The organism is Phytohabitans flavus (assembly GCF_011764545.1).
Taxonomy (GTDB): domain Bacteria; phylum Actinomycetota; class Actinomycetes; order Mycobacteriales; family Micromonosporaceae; genus Phytohabitans; species Phytohabitans flavus.
In genome coordinates, this window is sequence record NZ_AP022870.1 from 1,997,151 (window position 1) to 2,019,308 (window position 22,158).

Consider the following 22,158-nt stretch of genomic DNA (forward strand, 5'->3'; position numbering starts at 1 on the left):
CAGGGCCGAGTGGAACGCGCTCGACGCCGCCGTGGGCGACGGCGACTTCGGCACCACCGCGCACCGAGGCTTCTCGGCGGTCCTGGGCGCCTGGTCCACGTTGGACCGAGGCAGCCCCCGGCACTGCTGCGCGGGGTGGCCGAGATCCTCAGCCGCGAGATGGGCGGCAGCTCCGGTCCACTCTGGACTATCGGGCTTTTCCGCGCCGCCGGGTCACTCGACGCCGACCCGGGTGTGGGCCCGGCGCTGGCGGCGGCCGCCGCCGGCATCAGCGAGTACGGCGGCGCCAAGGAAGGCGACAAGACGTTCCTCGACGCGCTCCTGGCGGCCGCATCGGCGGTGAGCGCCCTGCCGGACGGCGCCCCCGCGGCCGAGGTCGCGCAGGCCGCGGCCGAGGGTGCCTGGGCGGGAGCGGCGCGGACCGCGGGCTACGCGGCACGGCGGGGCAGGGCGGCCTACGTCGGCGACCGCGCGGTGGGCCGCTTCGACCCGGGCGCCGCCGCGGTCGCCATGATGTTCGGCGCGGTCGCCGAGGCGTACGGCTCGCCGGTGCGGCCGCCGGCCAGCTACTCGGCCAGCCGGGTCGAGCTGGCCCGGCCGGGCGCGGCCGAGCCGGCCGGCACCAAGCAGTTCGTCAACGACCCGGACGACGCGGTCACCGAATCCCTCGTCGGCTACGCGCTGGCCCACCCCGACCTCGTCGTATGGGAGCCGGGCGACCGCTTTCTGCGCCGCCGGCAGCCGAGCCCCGGCCTGGTCGGGCTCGTGGCCGGCGGCGGCTCCGGGCACGAGCCCATGCACGGCGGCTTCGTCGGCACCGGCATGCTCACCGCGGTCGCGCCCGGGCCGGTGTTCGCCTCGCCGACCGTGCACCAGGTGCTCGCCGCCACACTCGCGGCCGACGCCGGCGCGGGCGTGGTGCACCTGGTCAAGAACTACACCGGCGACCTCATCAACTTCGGCATCGCGGCCGAGCTCGCGCAGGCGCGCGGCGTGGTCGTGCGGCGGGTGGTGATCGCCGACGACATCGGTGTGGACAGCTCCCGCCACGACGTCGGACGGCGGGGCACCGGGGCGACTGTGCTCGCCGAGAAGGTGGCGGGCGCGGCGGCGCAGGCCGGACGCCCGATCGACGAGGTGGTCGCGGTGACCGAGCGCCTTTTGCGAGGCGCACGCAGCTTCGGTATCGCGCTCGGCTCCTGCTCCCCGCCCGGCGCCGCGCCGATCCTCGCGCTCGGCGCGGACGAGATCGAGATGGGCGTGGGCATCCACGGCGAGCCGGGTCGGGAGCGGGCGCCGTACCGTCCCGCCGCCGATCTGGTCCGGATGGCCGCCGGTGAGCTGCTCGCCAGCCTCGCCCCGCCGCCCGGCGCGTCGCTGCTCGCCCTCGCCAGCGGGCTCGGCGGCACCACACTCATGGAGCAGTACCTGCTCTTCGGCGAGCTGCACGCGCGGCTCACCGCGGCCGGCCACCGGGTCGCGCGCAGCCTCGTCGGCCCGTACCTGACCGCGCTCGACATGGCCGGCGCCGTGCTCACCGTGGCGGTCCTCGACGAGGAGCTCACCGCGCTGTGGGACGCGCCGGTGGCGGCTGCCGGGCTGAGGTGGGGCGCGTGACCTCCACTGTGGAGATCGAGGTGGACGGCCAGCCGGTCCCGGCCCGCACCGGGGCCTCCGTCGCCGTCGCGCTGCTGGAAAGCGGGCGGGTCGCGTGGCGTACCACCGCGTCGGGCCGGCCGCGCGGCCTCTTCTGCGGTATCGGCGTGTGCCACGACTGCACGGCCACCGTCGACGGGGTACCCGGCGTGCGAACCTGCGTGACGACCGTCGCGCCGGGACTGCGCGTGGCGACGGGTGGTGCGCCGTGAGCGCCGACGTCGCGGTGGTCGGTGCCGGAGCGGCAGGACTGCGGGCCGCCACGGTAGCCGCCCTGGCTGGACTCTCCACAGTGCTCGTCGACTCCTACGAGCGCTCCGGCGGCCAGTACTACCGCCAGCCGGTCTCCACACCGCACCTGCCGTCGCGCACCCAGGTCGAAGGGCGGCGGCTCGTCGACGCGGCGTACACGGCCGGCGTCGAGTTGCGCAACAGCACCAGCGTCTGGGACGCCACCGTGAGCCCGGACGGCGGCGTGACACTCCGGCTCACCAGCGGCGACCGGCTGTCCACGTTGGAGTGCCGCGCGCTGGTCGTGGCCACCGGTGCACACGAGCGGGTGGTCCCGTTTCCGGGCTGGACCCTGCCGGGCGTCTACACCGCTGGCGCCGTGCAGGCCCTGCACAAGGCACACGGCGTGGCGGTCGGGCAGCGGGTACTCTTCGCCGGCACCGGACCGCTGCTGCTGGTCGCCGCCGCCGGCACCCGCGCCGTCGAGGTGCTGGAGGCGAGCCGCCTGGCCCAGGCCGGTGCACGCCACCCACTGGCGACCGCCGCCGGACTGTGGCGCCAAGGCGAGCGGCTGCGTGAAGGGCTCGGCAGCGCGTGGCGGTTGCGGCGCGCGGGCACCCCGCTCCGCACCGGTTGGGGCATCGTCCGGGCGCTCGGCGACGACCGGGTCGAGGGCGCGGTCGTCGCCCGCCTCGACGCCGACTGGCGGCCGGTCCGCGGCTCCGAGCGCGCCCTCGTCTGCGACGCGATCGCCACCCACTACAGCCTGGTACCCGACACCGACCTGCTCCGCCTGCTCGGCGCCGCCATGGAGCACCGTCCCGAGCTGGGCGGGTGGGTGCCGTCGCGCGGGCCGCTCATGGCCACGTCGGTTCCGGGCGTCTTCGCGGCCGGCGACTGCACCGGCATCGGCGGCGCGGGGCTGTCGCTCGTGGAGGGTGAGCTGGCCGGCCACGGCGCCGTCAGGCACGTGACCGGGCGCGAGCCGAGGCGGCTGCCGCTCACCGCACTCCGCCGGGAGCGGCGCTTCCAGCGGCTCTACGGCGCGCTCTTCACACCCCGCCCCGGGCTGGCCGTGCTCGCCCGCCCGGACACGGTGGTGTGCCGCTGCGAGGAGGTGACCCGCGGCTCAGTGGACGCGGCGATGACGGCCGGCGCTCGTACCGTCTCCTCGGTCAAGGCGGTGACCCGCTGCGGCATGGGCCCGTGCCAGGGCCGGATCTGCCTGCCCGCGGTCGCCCAGCTCACCGCCGCCGGCCCGCCGCCCGAGGCGCGGGCGCCGCTGGTCCCGGTGCCGTTCGAGGCGGTGGCGTCGTGCGGCTGACCGCGTCGGTGGCGGTGGTGGGCGGCGGCGTCGTCGGCTCGGCGGCGGCACTCTTCCTGGCCGAACGGGGCGAGGACGTCGTCGTGCTGGAACGCGCCAGCGGCCCCACCCAGGCGTCCGTGCGCAACGCCGGAGGCCTACGCGCCCAGTGCCGCAACCGCACCGAACGCCGGCTCGCACTCGCCAGCATCGCGCTCTGGCGTGACCTGGCGGCCCGCACCGGCATCGACATCGAGTACCGCCAGGGCGGCAACCTCCGGGTCGCACTCGCCGAGCCGACCCTCGACGCGCTCGCCGCGCAGGGCGTGGAGGAGGCCGAGGACGGGCTCGCCACCGAGATCTGGGACCGGGCCGCGCTGCGCCGCCGGGCACCGCACCTGTCGGCGCGTTTCGCCGGCGCCAAGTACTGCGCGACCGATGGGCACGCCAACCCGATCCTCGCCACCTGGATGGTCGTGAACGCGGCCAAGGCCGCCGGCGTCCGCTACCTCACCGGTGCCGACGCGACCCACCTCGACGTCGACGGCGGCCGGGTACGCGGCCTGCGCGCCACCGCCGGCGGTGAGGTCCTGCACGTCGAGGCGCCGACGGTCGTGCACGCCGCCGGGCCGTGGACCGCGGCGCTGGCGGCCACGATCGGAGTGGAGCTGCCACTCACCCCGGCCCGCAACGCGATGCTCGTCAGCGAGCGCGTACCACCGCTGCTGGCCGAGTTCGTCTCCTCGCACGAGCTGAAGGTGTACCTGCGACAGGCGCGCGCCGGGCAGGTGCACGTCGGCGGCGTGTTCACAGTGGACGGCACGTTCGACCAGCGGGTCACCCACGCCGAGATCGCGCACCTCGCCCGGGCCGTGGAGATCCTGCCCGAACTGGGCCGGATGCGCATCCTGCGGACCTGGGCCGGCACGCTCGACCTCACCCCCGACCACCTCCCCCTGCTCGGTACACCGTCCGGAGTGGACGGCTACCTTGTCGCGGCCGGCTTCAGCGGCCACGGCTTCTGCCTCGGCCCGGCCATCGGCCGCACGGTCGCCGAGCTGGTCACTGGCGAGCCGACCTCGGTCGACGTGACGCCCCTGCACCCGGACCGGTTCGCGGCGTGCTGACCATCGAACGGTTCGCGGCCGAGCTGTACGCCTTCGCCGGGTCGGTCACCGGCGCCGAACGCGCGGCCGCCCGCACCTGCCTCGCCGACGCGCTCGCCTGCGCCGCGGCAGGTGTCGGCACGCCCGCACACGCGAGCGCGGCGGCGGCGATGGGCGACCTGGACCGCGGCGGCGACACCCAGCCGGTCACAGTGTGGTTCAGCGGCACCCGGACCGGGGTGCTCGCGGCCGCGTACCTCAACAGCGTCGCGGTCAGCGCCCACGACCTCGACGACGGGCACCGCGGCGCCATCGGCCACCCGGGCGGCGCGGTGATGCCGGCCGTCCTCGCCGAGCTGGAGCTGACCGGCTCCACGGTGGACCCACTGGAGGCGGTCGCGGTCGGCTACGAGGCGGCACTGCGGATCGCGCAGGCGCGCGACCCGGCCCGCTTCGAGCGCACCGCCACCGGCCGCTGGGGCAGCTACGCGGCGGCCGCGGCCTCCTGGTTCGTACACGGCGACCCGCCCGCGACACTGGCCCACGCGCTCGCCCACGCGGGATCGCTCGCACCCCAGCTGGCCCCGCCCGACCCGCGCGCCGTCGACGGCATCAAAGAGGGCACGCCCTGGGCGGTCGTCGCCGGTCTCATGGCCGCCCGCCTCGCCCGGGCCCGGGTGCCCGGCCCGCTGTACCTGCTGGAGCGCGAGGACGCCTACGGGCCCGGCGACCTCGACCGGATCGCCGCCCGCCACCCCGGCACGGTCACCGAGTCCTACTTCAAGCGGTACGCCTGCTGCCGCTGGATCCACCCGGTCCTCGACCGCCTCGCCGACATGTACCCCGGTGCCCCCCTGAGCGCCGCGGAGCTCGCCGGTATCGACGCGGTCGAGGTGGTCACCTTCGAGCGGAGCCTGCGCCTGACCAACCGGCCCGACCCGCGAACGCTGGAGGAGGCGCACTACAGCTTCCCCTTCTGCGTGGCACTCGCCCTGACCGCCGGCCCCGACGCGTTGCTGCCGATCCGGCCCGAGACGCTCGGCGATCCGGCCACAGTGGACCTCGCCAAGCGGGTCCGGCTCACCACCGACCCGGCGTACGACGCGGCTTTCCCGGGCCGGACGCCCGCCACTGTCCGGGTACGCACGGCGGGTCGGGTGCGAGAGCTGAGCACACCGACCGCACGCGGCGACCCTGGGCTGCCGCTGCCGGCGGAGGCGCTGCGCCACAAGCATCGACGGCTCGCGGCGCGGCACGGTCCCGCCGTCGACGCCGCGCTGGCCCGCCTGCTCGACCCCACCTCGCCGGTCGACGCCCACGAGCTCACCCAGACCATCTCCCGCCCGCAGGAGGAGCGATGACCACCCAGCACGCCCCCGTCGCCGACGAGGTACACCACCGCGATCCCGCGCGCCCCGGCCGGCTCGCGTTCAGCCCCGACGAGTACGCCCGCCGCCTCGCCGCCACCCAGGAGGCGATGCGCGCCCGCGACCTCGACGTGCTGCTGGTGCACGCGCCGGAGAACATCTACTACCTCGCCGGCTACGAAACCTCGGGCTACTTCGAGTACCAGACGCTCGTCGTGCCCGCCGCCGGCACACCCGAGCTGCTGGTGCGCAACGTGGAGCGGCTCAACGTCGACGAGTACTCCTGGCTCGACCGCGCCCACGTCTGGAAGGACGGTACCGACTACCTCGCCGCCACGGCAGCGGTCGTACGCCACATGAGTCCACAGGGGACAGTAGCGCTCGAGCGGCACTCGTGGTTTGTGCCGGCGGACACCGGCGCCGCCCTCGAGGAGCACCTCTCCGGCCATCGCGTAGTCGGCTCGGACCGGCTCGTCGAGCGCCTGCGGCTGGTGAAGAGCCCGGCCGAGATCGGGTACGTGCGCCTCGCGGCCCAACTCGCCGACCTCGCCGCGACCGCCGCCCTCGAAGCGGCCCGCGAGGGAGCCACCGAAAACGACGTCGCCGCCGCCGCGCACGCCGCCCAGATCGCGGCCGGCGGCGAGTACCCGGCTCTGCCGCACTACATCTCCTCCGGCGACCGCCTGGAGCTCGGCCACGCCCACTGGACCGACACCCCGCTGCACCGCGGAAGCCTGGTGAAAATGGAGTACCTCGGCGTGCGCCGCCGCTATCACGCCGGCCTGACCCGCATGGTCTCGATCGGGACGCCGGAGCCGGCCGTGGCCGCCGACGTGGAGCTCTGCGTGCGGCTACAGGACGAGACGTTCGCGTCGCTACGCCCCGGCGTGCCCGTCGACCGGGTCACCCGCGAGGCCCGGCAACGGCTGGCCGACGCCGGCCGCCCCGCCTACCGGATGCGGCTCGGCTACTCGATGGGCATCGGCTTCCCGCCCATCGCCGGCGAGGGCCAGACCGCCGACTTCCGCGAGGGCGCGCCGTGGGTGCTCGCCGCCGGCATGGTCTTCCACATGCTCTCCGTGCTCCGCGTCGGCCTGGTCGTCAGCGACACCATCCTCATCACCGACGACGGGTACGAGCGGCTGACCGCCACCCCACGACGCCTGCTGATCGCGGAATGATCCTCGAACTGGCCGGCGACGCGGGGGAGCGCGGCCGCCAGCACGGCTCACGGATGCGGGACCAGATCCGGGCACGGATCGCGGGTACGGTATCCGGGCCTTCCGAGGCAGTGGCCGGCCCGTGGCTGGCGGCCATCGACACGGTGGGGGCGCTCGGGGCTGAGCTGCGTGGCATCGCGGCCGGCGCGGGTGTGCCGCTGCACGACGTGGTGCTGCTCAACGCCTTCGAGGCCGTGGAGGTGGCCCGCCAGGTCGAGCTTGGCGGTTGCACGGCGGTCGCGCTGCCCGGCCCGATCCTCGCCCAGAACTGGGACGCCAACCCCTCCCTGGCCGCCACGGTCGGCATCCACCTGCACCGCGGCCCGGACATCCCCACGACCGTGTTGCTCGCCTCGCCCGGCGGCCTCGGCTGGATCGGACTCAACGCGCACGGCGTGGCACTGGTCAACAACGACCTGCTGACCCGCGCCGTCCGCCCCGGCGTGCCCAGCCAGGCCGTCCGCCGCGACGCGCTCGCCCAAGCCACGGCCGCCCGCGCGCTCCACGCCATCGTCTCCCGCCCGGCCGTGGGCGGACGCGCCTACCTACTGGCCGACGCCGGTGGCGACGTGGTGACGGTCGAGGTGGCGGCGGAGGCGGGGCCGGCGGTCACCCGCCACCCGGGAGGCACGGTACACACGAACCACGCGCTCGCCCCGACCATCGCGGCACACGAGGACTCTGACCTTCTCACTGCCACGTACCCGTCGAGCCACGCCCGCCTGCGCCGCGCCACCGACCTGGCCACCCGACCGGATGCGACCCCGCACCTGGTGCTTACCGACCACGCCGGCCAGCCGCTCTCCATCTGCCGCCACCCGTCCGCCGAGGAGCCGACGGTCACCGCCGCCTCGGTCGTCTTCGACTGCGCCCGCCGCCACGCGACCATCACCCTGGGAAACCCGTGCACCGCGACCCCGGTGGAAATCGACCTCGCCTGACCCTGCGTGCGTCGCGCTAGCGCACGCGACGGCGGCTGGCTCGGCGGGCGTCCTTGGGGCCGGGTTACTGGGCGTCCGCTGCCGAGGTCGAAGCCGGCTTTCCGGCCTTGCCGCCGGGTTCAGGTTGGTCCAACTTCAGCGTCTCGGCGATCACAACGTTTACGATCTTGTCGAGGGTTTCGGCGTTGGCGAGGTGGCCGGTGACGGTCAGCTCGATGCGTACCTGACGGGCTACCTGTTCGACCGACGGTGCTTGCCTGCGGCTGCGGAGATCGTTGGCGATCGTCCAGGCTAGGGCGGCCACGCTGACTATCAGCGAGCCGAGCGAGACCGGGTCGAGGTACTGTCGCTGATCCTGCTGGGTGAGGGCCTTCTCCACGTCAAGCCGCAGGTCTGGACCCCCCTCGGCAGCGAGCCTGCGCGCGGCCGCTCGCCCTGCCCGGGCGGCTTCGTTCATTCGTCCTCCTCCGGCTCCTGCCACTGGTCGATGAACAGCCGTACGGGCGGCGGCAGCGGAGCGCCGGTTACCTCGGTCCAGTTGCGCTCTACGGCCTCGACACCATACTGCCGGGAGAGCATGGCCAGATGGGACGCCGACTGCGCGGTCATCGGGTGCGGAAAGTCGTCGAAGACGGCGACACTGCGGCATACCCATTTCATCGCGTCGTCGGTGTCGCCGCGCTGCTCGGCGAGCAGGCCCAGCTGGCCGTAGTGCATGACGAGCTCGGGCCGGTTGTCCAGCCTCTCGTTGATCTCAAGCGCACGTCGATACCATCGTTCGGCCTCGTCGAGACGGCCCCGCTCCTGCTCCACGGCGCCCAGGTGGTGGAGGCTACGCGCCGTGTCGGCCTCATTGTGTAGTCGGCCGTGGATGCCGAGGGCTTGGAGGAACCAGCCCTCGGCGTCTTCCAGCAGCCCCTTGTCGAAGGCGAGCGAGCCCAACTGGTGGTAGACCTTGGCGATCTCGGGCTGGTTGTTCAGCTCCTGGAAGATGGCAAGGGATTCCTGATACCACCGCTCGGCCTCGTCGTATTGGTCCCGCTGCTGGTCGACGACGCCGAGCTGGAAACGGGTGACGGCCATGGCGGGCATGTCGCCGATCCGGTCGCTGACGATCAAGGATTCCCGGTACCACTCTTCGGCCTCGTCGAGCCGGCCGCGCAGCCGTTCGAGCATGCCGAAGCTGTCGTAGGCCGCCGCCACGCCGGGTTCATTGCCCAGTGCCGAGTCGATGTCGAGCGCCATCTCGTACCAGTGCCTCGCCTCATCCAGTCGACCCCGGAACTGGTCGACGAGGCCGAGTTGGTGGTAGGTCACGGCCAGGCCGGGCTGGTCCTTGATCTCCATATTGATCGCGATCGACTGCCGATACCACTCTTCCGCTTGGTCCAGCTGCCCGCGTCGGTGCTCGATCATCCCGAGCTGGTGACAGGTGCCTGCGATGGCGCGCCGGTCGCCCACTTCCTTCGTGATGTGAAGGGCCTGCCGCAGCCACTGCTCAGCGAGGTCCAACCGGCCGCGCGAGTCCTCAAGCGTGCCGCGCAGATGGTAGGTCTCAGCGAGCAGCAGCCGGTACCCCTTCGTGCCACGGCCCTGCGTTCGGCGCTGGAGGACGCCTTGCAGCTTGAGCACGACCTGCTCAGCAGCGTCGAAGTAGCCGGCCTGCCCGAGCTGCTCGACCTGGGAACTCATGAGATACAACCAGAAGGTGCCAGCCTTGCCGCCGAGTGCGGACGGCTCGCCATTCCCATCCTCAACGGCACGCACGGCGCGGTCGGTCCAGTCGCGGGCCTCGACGAACATCCCCTCCCGGGCCCAGAAGTCCCCGAGTGGCTGGTAGATGCGCTGCGCAAGATCCCATCGACGTTGGTCGAGTGCGTAGCCCAGTAGATGGCCCATCATCGGCAGCCGCGCCCGGATGATCCTGCGGACGAAGTCGGCCTGGGGGCCGCTTTGGTTGTCGTCCATCCAGTCGGCCGACCCGGCGTAGGCCTCGAGCAGGCCACTCATCGCGCGCTCGCGTCTGCGCTCGTACCGCTGACCGTCCTCGGCCCGCCACTGCATGGCGAGATAGCCGGGAAGCCCCGGCGGGATACGGTAGGCGCCCTGCACACCGTCGCCAGAGGCGGTGAGCAGACCGACCCGCGCCGCCTCGGCGAGCACCGCAGTCCAGTCCGCCGCCGTGAGCCGGCGGAATCGGCGCGGCACCTGCCGTAGCCGGCTTAAGCGTGCGAGGACGTCGACGTCGATGATCTCGTGGAAGAGGGCGGCGACGGCAAGCCGCTGGCGCGTCTCGGGCGCCAGGTGCCGCATGGAATAAGTGATCGAGGCGGCCAGCGACGCGGGGCTACTGTCCGCGGACGGTGGTTGCGTGCCTTGCAGCTCGGCCAGGATCGTGGCCGGATCGTCGGTCTCCAGCATTGGCAGCGTCAGGCGCATGCTCAGCGGATGGCCGTTCAGCCACTTGAGCAACTCCTCGAACGCCCGCTCCTCGCGCTTGGGCGCCGCGGCCGGGGTCCGGTGCAGCAGCATGTCGGCGTACTCGGCTGCCTCCTGTCGACGCAGCCCTTCCACCTCGACCCGGGTGACATCGTCCTCGCCCAGCCATGCCTCGTCGGTGCGACTGGTGATCAGAACGGCGCTCTGCCCGAGATCGCTGCTGAGGAAGTCACGAAACTCCGCGTGTGCCCTGGCGTCCAACGGCGGTGTGGCCGAAGTGGGATCCGGCATGGAGCACACCGACTCGAAGTTGTCCCACACCATGAGCGCGCGGCGTTCCTGTAGCGTGTCGCGGACCTGCGCGCGCTGCTCCGCGGGTTCGACGCCGGCCAGGTCTAGGCCGAGCGCGTTGCCGACCGTCAGGATCACGCCTTCCAGCCCGAACGAGGCGATGCCGGGCTGGAAGGAGTGCCAGATCAAAGCGTCCGGATCGTCGGTCCCACCGGTGTCGCGCCACCATCGGCCGAATGCCTTGGCCGCCTCGGTCTTGCCGCTACCGGCGGACCCGTGCAGCACGACTACTTTGCGGGTGCGAAGCGCCATCTCCACTGTGTAGAGCAGATCGTCGCGACCGACGAACACACCGTCGGCGGGCGACGTCGGATCATCCACGTCATATTGGCCGCGCTCGAGGGAGCGATGCTGATCCAGGATTACGTCCGGAGCCGAGGTGGTCAAAACGAGCGAGTCTGCCAGCAAATGCGTCCGGGATAGGGCCTCCAGCTCGGGGAAGCGCACCGCTTGACGCATGTAATGCACGGGGATCAGCCAGTCCGACAGCGGCAGGTCGCCTCGCGGGCTGGGCCGGGCCGGCCTGCGCGCCATCCGCTCCCGCCCGATCCGCACGGATTCGGCGACCGTCGCGCCGGTGAACAGCCGTTCGTAGAAGGCCGCCATGAACTCGGCCGCCGCCACCGCGTACACGGTGTAGGCCATGGCCACCACAGCCGAGGCGCCGCCAGCTAGTAGCCGGGTGGCTACCGCGGTCTCAAGCTGACGACCCACGGCGCCGGCCTGGCAAGCATTGAGTACCACGACCGGCACCCGCGCCGCTGCCAGGACTGCCGCCAGCCGCTCCGCGGGCACCAGGTCCTGTCCGCCGCCCGACCGCTCAAACGCCAATAGACCCTGGTCAGTGTCTGGCGAGTCAAACCCTGGGCGGGCGCCGGTCAGCACGCCGTGCCCGTCGATGTGCACGATCTGAAATGGCTCGCCCGCCTCGTGCGCTTCACGAAGGGTCGCGGCCAGGGCGTCGATAGTCGCCGGTCGCAGCACCCGCAGGTCAACCTTGCCGCGCACCGCGTCCAACCGCTCCAGAAGAGGGCGGGCGATCATCCGGTAGGCGACGTCGCGGGTGCCGGCCGGCCGGGCGATCACCATCAGGACCCGAAGCTGTGCGCCGCCGACCGTGAACGTCTGGGTCTGCGTACTGGTGGCGAGGCTGCGGCTGATCCCGATACCACTGAGCGCCACCGGCTCGTCGGCGCTCGGCTCACGCATCAGCTCCCAGGGAAGTCCGAGCAGCTGAGGCGAGTCCGACCGCAAGACCAGCTCGGCCGCTCCCGACGTCTCGGCATGCCGGCGTACCGCGTCGTAAGCCTCCCGGGCAGAACCACCGCCGAACACGGCATTGAACAGGGCGTGGCCCCACTCCGGGAGCCGGTCCGCGATCCGGCGGCCCCGATCCTCGTAAACCGCGAACGGCGCGAGGAGGTACTCCTCCAGATACCAGCGCAGCTCCCGCAGCGCCTCAGCATCAAGCGGCGGGCTCAGCGCGGCTGGAGCACCGACCGCCTGCGGCTGCTGACTGTCTACATAGGTCGACACCGAAACTTCGTCCACTGCGAGATCGATCAGCAGGCGATCCACCCGCCGCAGTCTATGCAGCCCCGTCAACCGAATCGGCGCCAGAGATCCTTCAGGGTCGGGGTCACATTCGATTCTTGAGACAGGCTATTTGCCCCCGTCCGCGTCACCTGCGGACCGTATGCTCCCGCGGGCACCGCTCCGGCCGGCGGCTCGCTAGCACTCGCCGAGATCCCCGACCTCCGCTGCCACGTCCGCGGTCCAAGCCCAACCCCGGATCGCCGTCGGACGAGGAGCAAGGAGGTGGGTGCGCGGGCGCATTCGCTGATCGGCGCGGACGGGTTGCGCACGCGAGAGATCGTGGTACCCAACCGCCCCCAGAGAGCCTGTCGCAGATTGTTTTGTGTGTGGGTGGGGCTGTGGGTGTTGGGGGTTGGGCGGGGTTGGTGGTGCTGGTCTGCGGTTATGCCGTGGTGAGGGCGGTTGGTCCGTGGGTGGTGGCGAGGCGGAGCAGGTTGGTGACGGCGGCGGCGAGGTGGGCTTCGGCTTTGGCGGCGGTGAGGCCGCGGCGGGAGAAGCGGCGTAGTCCGCGGCGGTCTTTGAGGTGGGCGTTGACGGGTTCGACGGTGGCGCCGCGTTTGCGGTAGAGGGTTTTGCCTTCTGGGGTGGATAGGCGCCAGGCCATGTGTTCGCGGGCGGTGGCGTTCGGGTGGGGTGGTTGTGTGGGTGGGGTGGGGCCGGTGGGTTGGTGGGTTTTGCCTTGGGCGATGAGCCGGTCGGGGCCGGGTGCGGTGAGGTTGTCGTGACTGTTGTAGCCGGCGTCGAACAGGGTGGTGCCGACGGCCAGGTCGGGGTTGGCGGTAGCGTCGCGGAGTGTTTGGACGGCGTCGTCGATCTTGTCGTGCATGGGTTCTAGCTGGTTGACGTCGCCGGTGTCCTGGACCACCTCGACGGCGAGGATGAGGTAGTCGGCGGCGACGGCGAGTTGGGTGTTCAGGCCGGCGATGAACCCGGTTCGGGTGGGCATCAGCCGGCAGTCGGGGTCGGTGAGGCAGCGGACCGGGTTGTTGTTCTTCTTGCCGCTGTTGGTTTTGCCGGTGTGGGGTGTGGCCTCGAACGCGGCGAGTTCGGCCTCGACGGCCTCGACGCGGGTTTGTGCGCGGCGTACGTGGCTGTGTTCGTCGACCGGGACGGGCTTGGCCCCGGGCAACCGCCGCCCTTCGGCTGCCGCCGCGGCGTGCTGGGTGGCGCGTTCGTCAGCTTTTTGCTGCACGGCCGCGCGGATGTGCGCCGCTGAGTGACGCGCCGCGTCCAGTTCATCCTGGAGCCGTTGCCGGGCTGCGCGCCGCGTCGTGTCGCGGACCGCGGCCAGTTCGTCGGCAAGGGCCAGAGCCCGGTCGGCCTTGTCCACCGCCCGCCGCCGCTTGCCGCCGCGATCGCGGTTCGGATCCGTTTCGGCCCGTTCGATCAACTCGTCCAGCAGCGCCCGCCGCCGGGCCGGGTCCTGCAACGCTTCGGGTAGCTCATCCCCGCGCGCGTCACCGAACAGCTCGTCCTCGACGGCATCGTCGGCGGCGGCCTGCTCGACCAGCCGACAGGCGATCCGGCGCAGTCCGTCCTCGTCGGTCATCGCCTGCATCGACGCGTTCGCCGCGATCTTCGTCCCGTCCACCGCGACATGCCCGAGCCCGCCCATCCCGGCCCGCCCGCACAACGCCAACACCTTCGTGAACAAGTCCACGAACGCCTCGTCATGCTGCTGCCGGAACCGGGCGATCGTGGCATGGTCCGGCCGGGCCAAACCGGAGATCACCATGAACGCCACATCCTCCCGACAGCGCCGCTCGACCTGCCGGGACGAGGTGACCCCACCGGCATACGCCCAGATCAACAACGCCAACAACATGTCCGGGTCGTAGCCGGCCCGGCCCGCACCACCCAACCTGGCCCGGGCCGCGAACCCCGCCGTGTCCAACCGGGCCACCGCGTCCAACACGAACCACACCTGATGATCAACCGGCAGCCAATCCCGCAAATCCGGCGGCAACAACATCGGCTGATCCCGCCATACCGGCATAAACCCCTTCGCCACCCACCAATTATCGATCACAGCGAATCAACACCAGGTCAGCCACACCGACCCGATTTTGCGACAGGCTCCAGAGGGCAATTCGATACCACGATCTGCCAGACGGCGGCCGGCCGGAGCGCGGACCCGGCAGCGAAGGTCGTGGTCGGCCGACCACGACCCTGGGGGTGAGCTTGCCCAACCGCGAAGGGTGAGGCCGCGGGAGCGACGGTCTGGACTACGACGAACATCGCGGTAGCTCAATTTCCTTGGTCTTGGACCTTTATCCGCGACGGGGATGTCCGCCGACCTGTCGAACATCCCCGTCGACCGCCGCGGTCAGGCCGGCGTGGGTGTGGGCTTGTTGATGAGCGCGACGTTCATCCAGAAGCCGGCCGAGGCGAGCACCACCATCAGGGTGGTCATCGCCTTGTCGTCGTAGTGCTTCGCGACCTCGGTGTACAGGTCGTCCGGTACGCGTTCCCGGCCAGGCGCGCTGGGCTGGAAAACGGCGTCTGTCAACGCCAGGGCGGCGCGCTCGGCGTCGGTGAAGTCGGACGCGTCCCACCAAGTCGCCACGGCGGCGATCCTGGCCTCGGACTCGCCCGCGTTACGCAGGTCGACCGAGTGCCGCATCACTTGATAGGTGCTGCCGACGATCTGGCCGGCACGCAGGTAGACCAGGCTGGTCGTGGTCGCTGGCACCGAGCCGTTGCCGGTGGCCTTGACCAGCATGCCAGCCAACTGCTGGATCTCGGGCAGGTGCGTGTTGGCGTCGGGAATCCGTGCTCCCACGGTGTCCTCCATGCTGCTTGGGAGTGTTTGTCGTCCCTATGAGCCCTCGCGCACCGGCGATGTGACAGGCGGCGGAGAAATCCCGGCCGCGTCGGCGAACTGGCGGACCCGCTCCGGGTCGCGGAGCCCGTCGATGGCAACGATCCGGTCGCCCGCCACGGTGAATAGCAGCACGGCGAACGGCTGGTCGTCGACCGTGATCAACGCGCCGACCGCGCCGTTGACCAGCACAGGATGCAGCCGCCCACCACGCGGGCCCCGGGCTTGCTTGGCCACGGCTGCCGCGCCGCGGACGACGACACGCTGCCCGTCGGGGCCGAAGTCGGAGGTCAGGACGACATCGGGATCGAGGATCTGGAGCAGGGCGTTGAAGTCACCGGCCCGTGAGGCCGCGTAGAAGGCGTCGACCACCCGTCGTTGCCGTACCAGATCTGGGTCGGGCGACGGGATCTCGGCGCCGTTGACGCGGCGCCGCGCCCGGCTGGCCAGCTGCCGCGTGGCGGCCGGGGTACGGCCCATGATGCCGGCGATCTCGTCGAACGGCAGCTCGAACATGTCGTGGAGCACGAACGCCAACCGTTCGGCCGGACTGAGCCGGTCAAGCACCACGAGCATGGCCAGCCCCACCGAGTCGGCCAGCAACGCCTCCTGCTCGGGTCGAGACCGTTCTCCAGGATCACGACCGGCTCGGGCAGGCGTGGCTGCTCCCGCCGCTGCCGGCGGGAACGCAGCATGTGCAGGCATTCCCGGGCCACGACGGTGGTAAGCCAGCCGCCGAAGTTGTCGATCCGGTCCGCGTCGAAGCGGCTAAGCCGCAGCCAGGCGTCCTGGACGGCGTCATCGGCCTCGGCCAGCGAGCCCAGCATCCGGTAGGCCATCGCCCGCAACCGCGGCCGGTGCTGCTCGAAACGCTCGGCCAGCCAGTCGGTCTCTTCCATCGTTCACATCATCCCCTCGGCAAAGGCGCATAGACATGAACCCGCGAAGGCGCCGGATGTGACACGAGCCCGGGGTCACCGCGGCGGATGTGGCAGGTCGAGCAGCTGCTCGAAGAACCCGCCGAACCCCCGGTCCCGGTCGATCAGGTGAATCTCCAGGATCCAGTGGCAGGCCTGGCCAGCACGGTCCGCGCGGCGCATCGGTTGGGTGCTGCCGTGGGTGATGTAGTACTCGATCTCGTCGCCGTTGATGCGCTCGTGCGGGAACTCCCCGACCAGGTGCCCGGCGTGCGGCCCGCCGTACTCCCAGCCGGCGTCGGCGGTCAGCCGCAGCACCTCCGCGAACAATTGCTCCCCGCTAGCGTCCGGATGGGTGTCGAAGTAGCGGCGGCCGGCCTCGAACACCACCGGCAGGTCGTCCCGCAGCCGGTGCTTGACCGGGTCGTCGCCCAGCACGAAAGTGCGGCCGAAGTCCGCCTCCCACCCGTCGAAGATGGGCCCGAAGTCGCAGAACACGACGTCGTCATCCGTCATGACCCGGTCCGGTGGGTTCTGCCGGTACGGCTGGAGCGTGTGTGGCCCCGAGCGCACGATCCGCTTGTGCCAGAACCGGTCCACGCCGAACATCTCGTGCGCCAGGTCGCGGATGCCGTCGCTGACCTCGCGGTCCCCCGCCCCGCCGCGATCAGACCCCGCCGCTCCACCTCGGCGAACAGCTCCGCCGCCTTCGCCTCCGCCGCCATCAACCGCGCGGCCCGTTCCGACTCGGTACCCACACCCGGACCGTACTGCTCCCGCCGTACCTCAGCGCCCGGTGAGTGGGGAGCAACGCTTCAGCTTGCCACCGGCGCCGGCGTGTGGACGGCTGGCGGCGCTTCGTTCAGTGCCCGCCGGCGTACGCCGTAGATGAGCAGGTAGCCGACCATCCAGAACTCGCCTACGGACGCGGGATACGCGAGTGCCTCGGCGACGATTTGTGCGTCGGGTGCGAGGTATCTGATGAACGCGCTGAGCACGTACCCGGCACCGCCACCGACGAGGATCCAGCCCAGGACGCGGGGCATCCAGCCCGAGCGCAGCACGCACCAGCCCATCGGGACAAGCCACAGGCCGAAGAACAGTGCTCCCACGCCCCACATGCTGTCGCTGACCAGGTACAGAAGCTGGACGTTGGCCGCCGCGTCACCGACCGGGTCGACCGATACCCCGACCGCGGTGGCCAACATTGCCGCGCTCACAAGGCCCACGATCGCATTGACCAGGCCGAATGCAGCGATCCCGCTCGCGGCAAAGGAATCGACGGTGCGGAAGAGGCGATAGAACCAGACGGCGGCGAAGGTCTGGGTGACGACCATGCCCAGCTCCAAGGCGACGCCGGCGCGGGCGAGCGACTCGTGCGCGACCAGGTTGGCCAGCGTCGCACTGGCGTCGTCGGCTGCGAAGAGCTGCGGGCGGACAATAAGGAACCCGAGTACGCCGGTGATGGCAACGCCGAGGTAGAACAGCCCGGTCATGCGGGCGGTACGCGTTAGCGCATGCATGATCTCTCCTTGATTTCGGGTGCGTGGAACCGGGGCCGCGAGGCGGTTGCCTCGCGCGCCGTGTCACGTTGTGAGGGGTCTACTCGTGGGTGTCGGCGTATCCGAAGACGCCCTCGACGTAGTACCCGACGTACTCACCCCGGCGGTTGATCTCCCGGTCGCGCTCGTCGGTCCTGTCGGAGGACATGTCCCGCTCCCATGTAAGAGAAACTTGACATCTCGAAGGTAAAGCAGCCCAAACATGGTGTCAAGAATTTTTAACCCAACAGCCGCCACTGCGCGGACGACGTGGTGAGCGTCAGCATCGACCGCCGCGTTCCAAGCCCCTGGGCTGTTCGGCTTACGGCGGGCGGGACCGGCTGACCGGCGTTACCGGGACCTGCCGCCGGACCGCCGGGTGGCGCCGACCCGGCTTCCCGCGGAGAAGGCCGCCGCGCCGGACGGCTGTGACACGGCGTTCCCCCGGTCGCCTCGTGTGGCGCCGGACGCTGGTGCGTGGCCGTGTCCGCGGGACTTCGCCTTGGTGGGAGCGGTCGCTCGGCGGGCACCGCCGCGGCGGGCCGGTGGTGTTGGCTCGGCACGCGTCGCGGGCGGCGGGTCGACCAGGGTACGCGGGCCGGGGGCGATCTCGTCGAGGAGCGGATGCCCGGGCCGCAGGCGCGTGGTCGTCGGCGCGATGCCGGCCTGGCGCGCGAGCTGGCGGACGCCGTCGACCTGGTCGTCGGTCATCAGCGTGACGACCGTACCGGTCGCACCGGCCCGGGCGGTCCGGCCGGAGCGGTGCAGGTACGCCTTGTACTCGGCGGGCGGATCGGCGTGCACGACGAGCGTGACGTCGTCGATGTGGATGCCGCGGGCCGCGATGTCAGTCGCGACAAGCGTGGTGGCGCTGCCCGCGGCGAAGGCTGTCAGGTTGCGGCTCCGTGCCGCTTGGGCCAGGTTGCCGTGCAGCTCGATGGCGGGAACACCGGCTTCGACGAGCTGGCGGGTCAGCGTCTTCGTCCGCCGCTTCGTACGGGCGAAGACAAGTGTCCGGCCCGGAGCCGCGGCCAGGTCGACCAGCACGGCAAGCCGGTCGCGGTGCGCGACGTGCAGCATGTGGTGCGGCACGGTTGTCGGCGCGGGCGAGGAGTCGACGCTGTGGGTCACCGGGTCAGTGAGGTATCGCCGGACCAGCACGTCGACACCGGCGTCCAGGGTCGCCGAGAAAAGCAGCCGCTGACCACGGCGCGGGGTCTGGTCGAGCAGCCGCCGTACAGCCGGCAAGAAACCTAGATCGGCCATGTGGTCGGCCTCGTCGAGCACCGTGATCTCGACCGCGTCCAGGCTCGCGTGTCCGCTCTCGATGTGGTCTTCGAGCCGGCCGGGGCAGGCGATGAGCACGTCGACACCGGACCGCAGGCCGGCGATCTGGCGCCCCGGGCCCACCCCGCCGAACACGGTCAGGGTGCGCAGGGACACGGCCGCCGCCAGCGGCGCGACCGAGGCCTCGATCTGTGCGGCGAGCTCCCGGGTCGGTGCGAGGATCAGTGCCCGCGGCCGCCCCGGGCGGCGCGGTGCCGGTCGCGCCGACAGCCGGGCGAGCAGCGGCAGCGCGAACGCGTAGGTCTTGCCGGAGCCGGTGCGCCCCCGCCCGAGGACGTCCCGCCCCGCGAGGGCGTCGGGCAGCGTCGCCGACTGGATGGGGAACGGCGTGGTCACGCCTCGCCCTGCCAACGCCTCGACGAGCGGCGCGGGCACGCCCAGCTGGCGGAACGTGGCGGTGGATGGTGCGGTGGAACGAGGGCGGCGTACCGCCATGAAGTCTCCGAACCTGGAAGGGTGAACCGCCCGGCGCAGGCCGGCGGCCGTGCGCGCTGGTGGCCGGGGTCACCGCGGCCGGGGCAGAACTGTGGAACTGTACGCCCTATAGCGTAGCAACATGATCGCGAGTTCCCCGCCCGACGACGTGTTCGGAGCCATGTTGCGTGATGCCTTCGCCGTGGCGTCGGGAACGGGCAGGCGCCCTTTGGCCGGCGGTCGGCTGGTCCGGCCAGTCATCGAGATCGTCGAACGCGATGACGGGTTGATAAGTGGGGTACTGGCGGAGCCGTACTTCGCCGAGCCGGATCAGTGGCCCGCACACGACCGCCGAGCGCTGGACCGGGTGCGGGGCCGGGTGCTCGATATCGGCGTCGGGGCCGGGCGGACAGCGCTGGCACTACAGGACCGAGGTGTACCGGTGACCGGCCTGGACATCTCAGCTGGCGCGATCGAGGTGTGTCGCGCCCGCGGGGTACGGGACCTCGTGCACGCCACTGTCGATCAGCATGCGAGGGCCGGTGAGCGCTACGACACCTTCCTGTTGCTGGGCAACAACCTCGGCCTGCTGGAAGGGCGTGAGCGCGCGCCGGCGTTCCTGGCCGCGCTCGCCGAGCTGGCCAGCCCCGGCGCCCAGGTCATCGCACAGAGCGCCGACCCGTACAACACGACCGACCCGGTCCACGTCGGCTACCACGAGAGGAACCGTTCGCAGGGGCGGCTCGGCGGTCAACTACGCCTTCGGCTGCGCTACCGCGAGCTGGCCACGCACTGGTTCGACTATCTGGTCTGCTCACCCGACGAACTAGCCGAACTCGTCGCCGCCGCCGGCTGGCGCTTGGCCGATGTCGACAACACCGACGCCCCGTATTACCTGGCCACCCTCACGCGTTGAGGTATGCCAGGACGGCGAGGACGCGGCGGTTGTCGTCGTCCGAGGGCGGCATGTCCAGTTTGGTGAGAATGTTATTAATGTGCTTGCTGACGGATTTCTCGGTGATACGGAGCGTGGCGGCGATCGCGGCGTTGGAGCGGCCTTCGGCCATGACCCCCAGCACTTCGTACTCGCGGGCGGTGAGTACCGCCAGAGGCTCTCGGCGGACGAGTAGTTGTGAGATCACTTCGGGGTCCATGGCGGTGCCGCCGCAGGCGACCCGGCGGACGGCGACGACGAACTCCTCGACGTCGGACACGCGATCTTTGAGCAGGTAGCCCACGCCGCCGTCCGGGGCGGTGAGCAGCTCGCGGGCGTACATGGGCTCGACGTGCTGGGAGAGCATGAGGACGGGCAGGCCGGGTATCTGGGTCCGGGCCGCGATCGCGGCCTGAAGGCCTTCGTCGGTGAATGTCGGCGGGAGGCGGACATCGATGATCGCGACCTGGGGCCTATGGGTGATGAGGGCGGGGAGCAGGGCCGGGCCGTTCTCGACCGCCGCGACGACGTCGAAGTCGAACGCCCGCAGGAGCCGGGTCAGTCCGTCGCGGAGGAGGGCGTGGTCCTCGGCGATGACAACGCGCACGGCAGCTCCATGGTGATGACGGTGGGTCCACCGTCGGGACTTGACAGCGCCATCGTGCCATCGAACGCGGCGAGGCGGCGCTCTATGCCACGCAGCCCACTGCCCGCGGCGGGGTCGGCGCCGCCTGCGCCGTCGTCGGTGACCGTCATGGTCAGCGTCCCGTCGGCGTGCCGTACGGACACCGATCCGGTGTAGGCGCGGCTGTGCCGGACCATGTTGGTCAGCGCCTCGGCGACGGCGAAGTACGCCGCGGACTCGACCGGTGTGTCCGGTCGTCCGGGCAGGTCTATATCGATCGTGATCGGCACCGGCAGGCTGAGCGCCAGCGCGCGGACGGCGCCGGCGAGTCCCCTTTCGGCGAGTACCGGCGGGTGAATGCCGCGGACGAGGTGCCGCAGCTCGACCAGCGCCGCGCCGCTGGACTCACGTGCTTCGGCGAGCAGCTTGTGGGCCTGGGCCGGGTTGCAGTCGATGAGGGTGTCGGCCAGGCCGATCATCATCCGTAGCGAGACGAGGCGGGCCTGGACGCCGTCGTGCAGGTCGCGTTCGATGCGGCGCAGCTCGGCGGCTTGGGCGTCGACGGTGTCAGCGCGAGTGATGGTCAGCTGGGTGACGCGCAGCCGGAGCGCGGCTGCTGTGGTGGGGGCGAGGAGGAGCCGGCCGAAGAGGGCGTCCACGCGGCGCAGCCACGGCGCTATCCACAGGCCGGCGGCGAGGATGACGGCGCCTTGCGGCAGGCAGAGCAGGCCCTCACTGAACGTGTCGATGGACCAGATGGCGCCGTAGCCGTACCAGCCGGTGCCGAGCCAGATCCACAACGGCGTCAACGCCAGGCCGGCCAGGCCGTACAGCGGTACGAGCACGGCGACCATGCCGAGCGTGAAACCGACGATCGCGCCGGGCAGGAGCCAGGCCAGGTCGCGCCAGGTGGCCGGGTCCGTCACGATCCATCGGAACTGCTTCCAGCCACCGGCCAGGGCCCGTTCCGGCGGCGGATGGTACGGGCGGGTAACCAGGACACCGGTCCGGGAGGCACGCCTGCGCTCGAGATCGGCGCGCATCCGGACCAGGGTCATCGTCCACGGCGCCAGCGCCAGGCCGAGAAACGGCACCGGCGCCAGGGCCAGCGCGACCACCGATGCGACAAACAGCGGAAGGTTGGTGAACGCCAGACCCATCGCGGCGAGCTCAGCCAGCACCGAGCGCACACCGCCCCGGACCCACCGCACCAGCCGCGCACCGGTCTCACTCATCCGCACAGCTCATATGGTGCCTGCCAGCCGGGCGGTTCATGGTGGTGCTAGCACCACCGGGTCGCAGGCCCTAGCGCTCCTGACGATCCGGGCAGCGGCCGGTTGGATAGCGCC

The 22,158-nt window shown here is 71.5% G+C and carries 18 protein-coding genes and 1 pseudogene; 8 read left to right on the forward strand and 11 right to left on the reverse strand.

Annotated elements, in window-relative coordinates:
- Positions 1-9 precede the first annotated feature (9 nt).
- Genes Pflav_RS08425 through Pflav_RS08455 form a run of 7 tightly spaced genes read left to right on the forward strand, consistent with a single transcriptional unit; the run spans position 10 to position 7,824 of the window.
- Complete coding sequence (locus Pflav_RS08425) at positions 10-1,617, forward strand: dihydroxyacetone kinase subunit DhaK (RefSeq protein WP_269474474.1); 1,608 nt, start codon at positions 10-12, stop codon at positions 1,615-1,617.
- Entirely contained in the window at positions 1,614-1,868 is a 255-nt protein-coding gene (locus Pflav_RS08430) for a (2Fe-2S)-binding protein (RefSeq protein WP_173035131.1), read from the forward strand. Before Pflav_RS08425 ends, Pflav_RS08430 begins: the two co-directional genes overlap by 4 nt.
- Positions 1,865-3,211: an FAD/NAD(P)-dependent oxidoreductase gene (locus Pflav_RS08435; RefSeq protein WP_173035133.1), complete on the forward strand. Its 1,347-nt coding sequence runs from the start codon at positions 1,865-1,867 to the stop codon at positions 3,209-3,211. The genes Pflav_RS08430 and Pflav_RS08435 overlap by 4 nt, the downstream gene beginning before the upstream one ends.
- The gene (locus Pflav_RS08440; protein WP_173035135.1) at positions 3,202-4,317 is read left to right on the forward strand and encodes an NAD(P)/FAD-dependent oxidoreductase; all 1,116 of its coding nucleotides are present in this window, start codon (positions 3,202-3,204) and stop codon (positions 4,315-4,317) included. Before Pflav_RS08435 ends, Pflav_RS08440 begins: the two co-directional genes overlap by 10 nt.
- A complete protein-coding gene (locus tag Pflav_RS08445; protein WP_173035137.1) occupies positions 4,311-5,657 on the forward strand; it encodes an MmgE/PrpD family protein in 1,347 nt (448 codons plus the stop codon). Before Pflav_RS08440 ends, Pflav_RS08445 begins: the two co-directional genes overlap by 7 nt.
- On the forward strand, positions 5,654-6,844 hold the full coding sequence (locus tag Pflav_RS08450) for a M24 family metallopeptidase (protein ID WP_173035139.1): 1,191 nt from the start codon (positions 5,654-5,656) through the stop codon (positions 6,842-6,844). Before Pflav_RS08445 ends, Pflav_RS08450 begins: the two co-directional genes overlap by 4 nt.
- The gene (locus tag Pflav_RS08455) at positions 6,841-7,824 is read left to right on the forward strand and encodes a C45 family autoproteolytic acyltransferase/hydolase (RefSeq protein WP_173035141.1); all 984 of its coding nucleotides are present in this window, start codon (positions 6,841-6,843) and stop codon (positions 7,822-7,824) included. The genes Pflav_RS08450 and Pflav_RS08455 overlap by 4 nt, the downstream gene beginning before the upstream one ends.
- A 64-nt stretch (positions 7,825-7,888) precedes the next feature.
- On the opposite strand, the gene Pflav_RS08460 is transcribed toward Pflav_RS08455, so the two are convergent.
- The 9 genes and pseudogenes from Pflav_RS08460 to Pflav_RS08495 all read right to left on the reverse strand — a co-directional run bounded on the left by Pflav_RS08460 (position 7,889) and on the right by Pflav_RS08495 (position 19,271).
- Positions 7,889-8,281, reverse strand: coding sequence for a hypothetical protein (locus tag Pflav_RS08460; protein WP_173035143.1), 393 nt, complete (start codon positions 8,279-8,281; stop codon positions 7,889-7,891).
- Positions 8,278-12,192: a tetratricopeptide repeat protein gene (locus Pflav_RS08465; protein ID WP_173035145.1), complete on the reverse strand. Its 3,915-nt coding sequence runs from the start codon at positions 12,190-12,192 to the stop codon at positions 8,278-8,280. The genes Pflav_RS08460 and Pflav_RS08465 overlap by 4 nt, the downstream gene beginning before the upstream one ends.
- Before the next feature lie 400 nt (positions 12,193-12,592).
- Complete coding sequence (locus Pflav_RS47250; RefSeq protein ID WP_173035147.1) at positions 12,593-14,125, reverse strand: transposase; 1,533 nt, start codon at positions 14,123-14,125, stop codon at positions 12,593-12,595.
- Between the two features lie 411 nt (positions 14,126-14,536).
- Entirely contained in the window at positions 14,537-14,992 is a 456-nt protein-coding gene (locus Pflav_RS08475; RefSeq protein ID WP_197938218.1) for a carboxymuconolactone decarboxylase family protein, read from the reverse strand.
- A 36-nt stretch (positions 14,993-15,028) separates the two neighbouring features.
- Complete coding sequence (locus Pflav_RS08480; protein WP_332107864.1) at positions 15,029-15,634, reverse strand: sigma factor-like helix-turn-helix DNA-binding protein; 606 nt, start codon at positions 15,632-15,634, stop codon at positions 15,029-15,031.
- A 134-nt stretch (positions 15,635-15,768) separates the two neighbouring features.
- Positions 15,769-15,930, reverse strand: a pseudogene (locus Pflav_RS47885) (sigma factor); the annotation flags it as partial.
- 75 nt (positions 15,931-16,005) lie between these two features.
- Positions 16,006-16,548, reverse strand: a complete 543-nt coding sequence (locus tag Pflav_RS08485; protein ID WP_232071097.1) for a M24 family metallopeptidase — start codon at positions 16,546-16,548, stop codon at positions 16,006-16,008.
- A gap of 215 nt (positions 16,549-16,763) precedes the next feature.
- A complete protein-coding gene (locus Pflav_RS08490; protein ID WP_173035150.1) occupies positions 16,764-17,471 on the reverse strand; it encodes a DUF4386 domain-containing protein in 708 nt (235 codons plus the stop codon).
- Between the two features lie 369 nt (positions 17,472-17,840).
- Complete coding sequence (locus Pflav_RS08495; protein WP_173035152.1) at positions 17,841-19,271, reverse strand: DEAD/DEAH box helicase; 1,431 nt, start codon at positions 19,269-19,271, stop codon at positions 17,841-17,843.
- Between the two features lie 121 nt (positions 19,272-19,392).
- On the opposite strand from Pflav_RS08495, the gene Pflav_RS08500 reads away from it, so the two are divergent.
- Complete coding sequence (locus tag Pflav_RS08500; protein ID WP_232071099.1) at positions 19,393-20,166, forward strand: class I SAM-dependent methyltransferase; 774 nt, start codon at positions 19,393-19,395, stop codon at positions 20,164-20,166.
- Here Pflav_RS08500 and Pflav_RS08505 read toward each other — a convergent pair.
- Both Pflav_RS08505 and Pflav_RS08510 read right to left on the reverse strand, forming a co-directional pair.
- Positions 20,156-20,791: a response regulator transcription factor gene (locus Pflav_RS08505; protein ID WP_173035154.1), complete on the reverse strand. Its 636-nt coding sequence runs from the start codon at positions 20,789-20,791 to the stop codon at positions 20,156-20,158. The genes Pflav_RS08500 and Pflav_RS08505 overlap by 11 nt on opposite strands.
- Positions 20,743-22,044, reverse strand: coding sequence for a sensor histidine kinase (locus Pflav_RS08510; RefSeq protein WP_232071101.1), 1,302 nt, complete (start codon positions 22,042-22,044; stop codon positions 20,743-20,745). The genes Pflav_RS08505 and Pflav_RS08510 overlap by 49 nt, the downstream gene beginning before the upstream one ends.
- Between the last annotated feature and the right edge of the window lie 114 nt (positions 22,045-22,158).

Excerpts from the sequence above, each read along its gene's own strand:
- Pflav_RS08450 (WP_173035139.1), top strand. The coding sequence starts at position 5,654 with ATGACCACCCAGCACGCCCCCGTCGCCGACGAGGTACACCACCGCGAT.
- Pflav_RS08455 (WP_173035141.1), top strand. The coding sequence starts at position 6,841 with ATGATCCTCGAACTGGCCGGCGACGCGGGGGAGCGCGGCCGCCAGCAC.
- Pflav_RS08460 (WP_173035143.1), bottom strand. The coding sequence starts at position 8,281 with ATGAACGAAGCCGCCCGGGCAGGGCGAGCGGCCGCGCGCAGGCTCGCT.
- Pflav_RS08490 (WP_173035150.1), bottom strand. The coding sequence starts at position 17,471 with ATGCATGCGCTAACGCGTACCGCCCGCATGACCGGGCTGTTCTACCTC.
- Pflav_RS08495 (WP_173035152.1), bottom strand. The coding sequence starts at position 19,271 with ATGGCGGTACGCCGCCCTCGTTCCACCGCACCATCCACCGCCACGTTC.
- Pflav_RS08500 (WP_232071099.1), top strand. The coding sequence starts at position 19,393 with ATGATCGCGAGTTCCCCGCCCGACGACGTGTTCGGAGCCATGTTGCGT.
- Pflav_RS08510 (WP_232071101.1), bottom strand. The coding sequence starts at position 22,044 with ATGAGTGAGACCGGTGCGCGGCTGGTGCGGTGGGTCCGGGGCGGTGTG.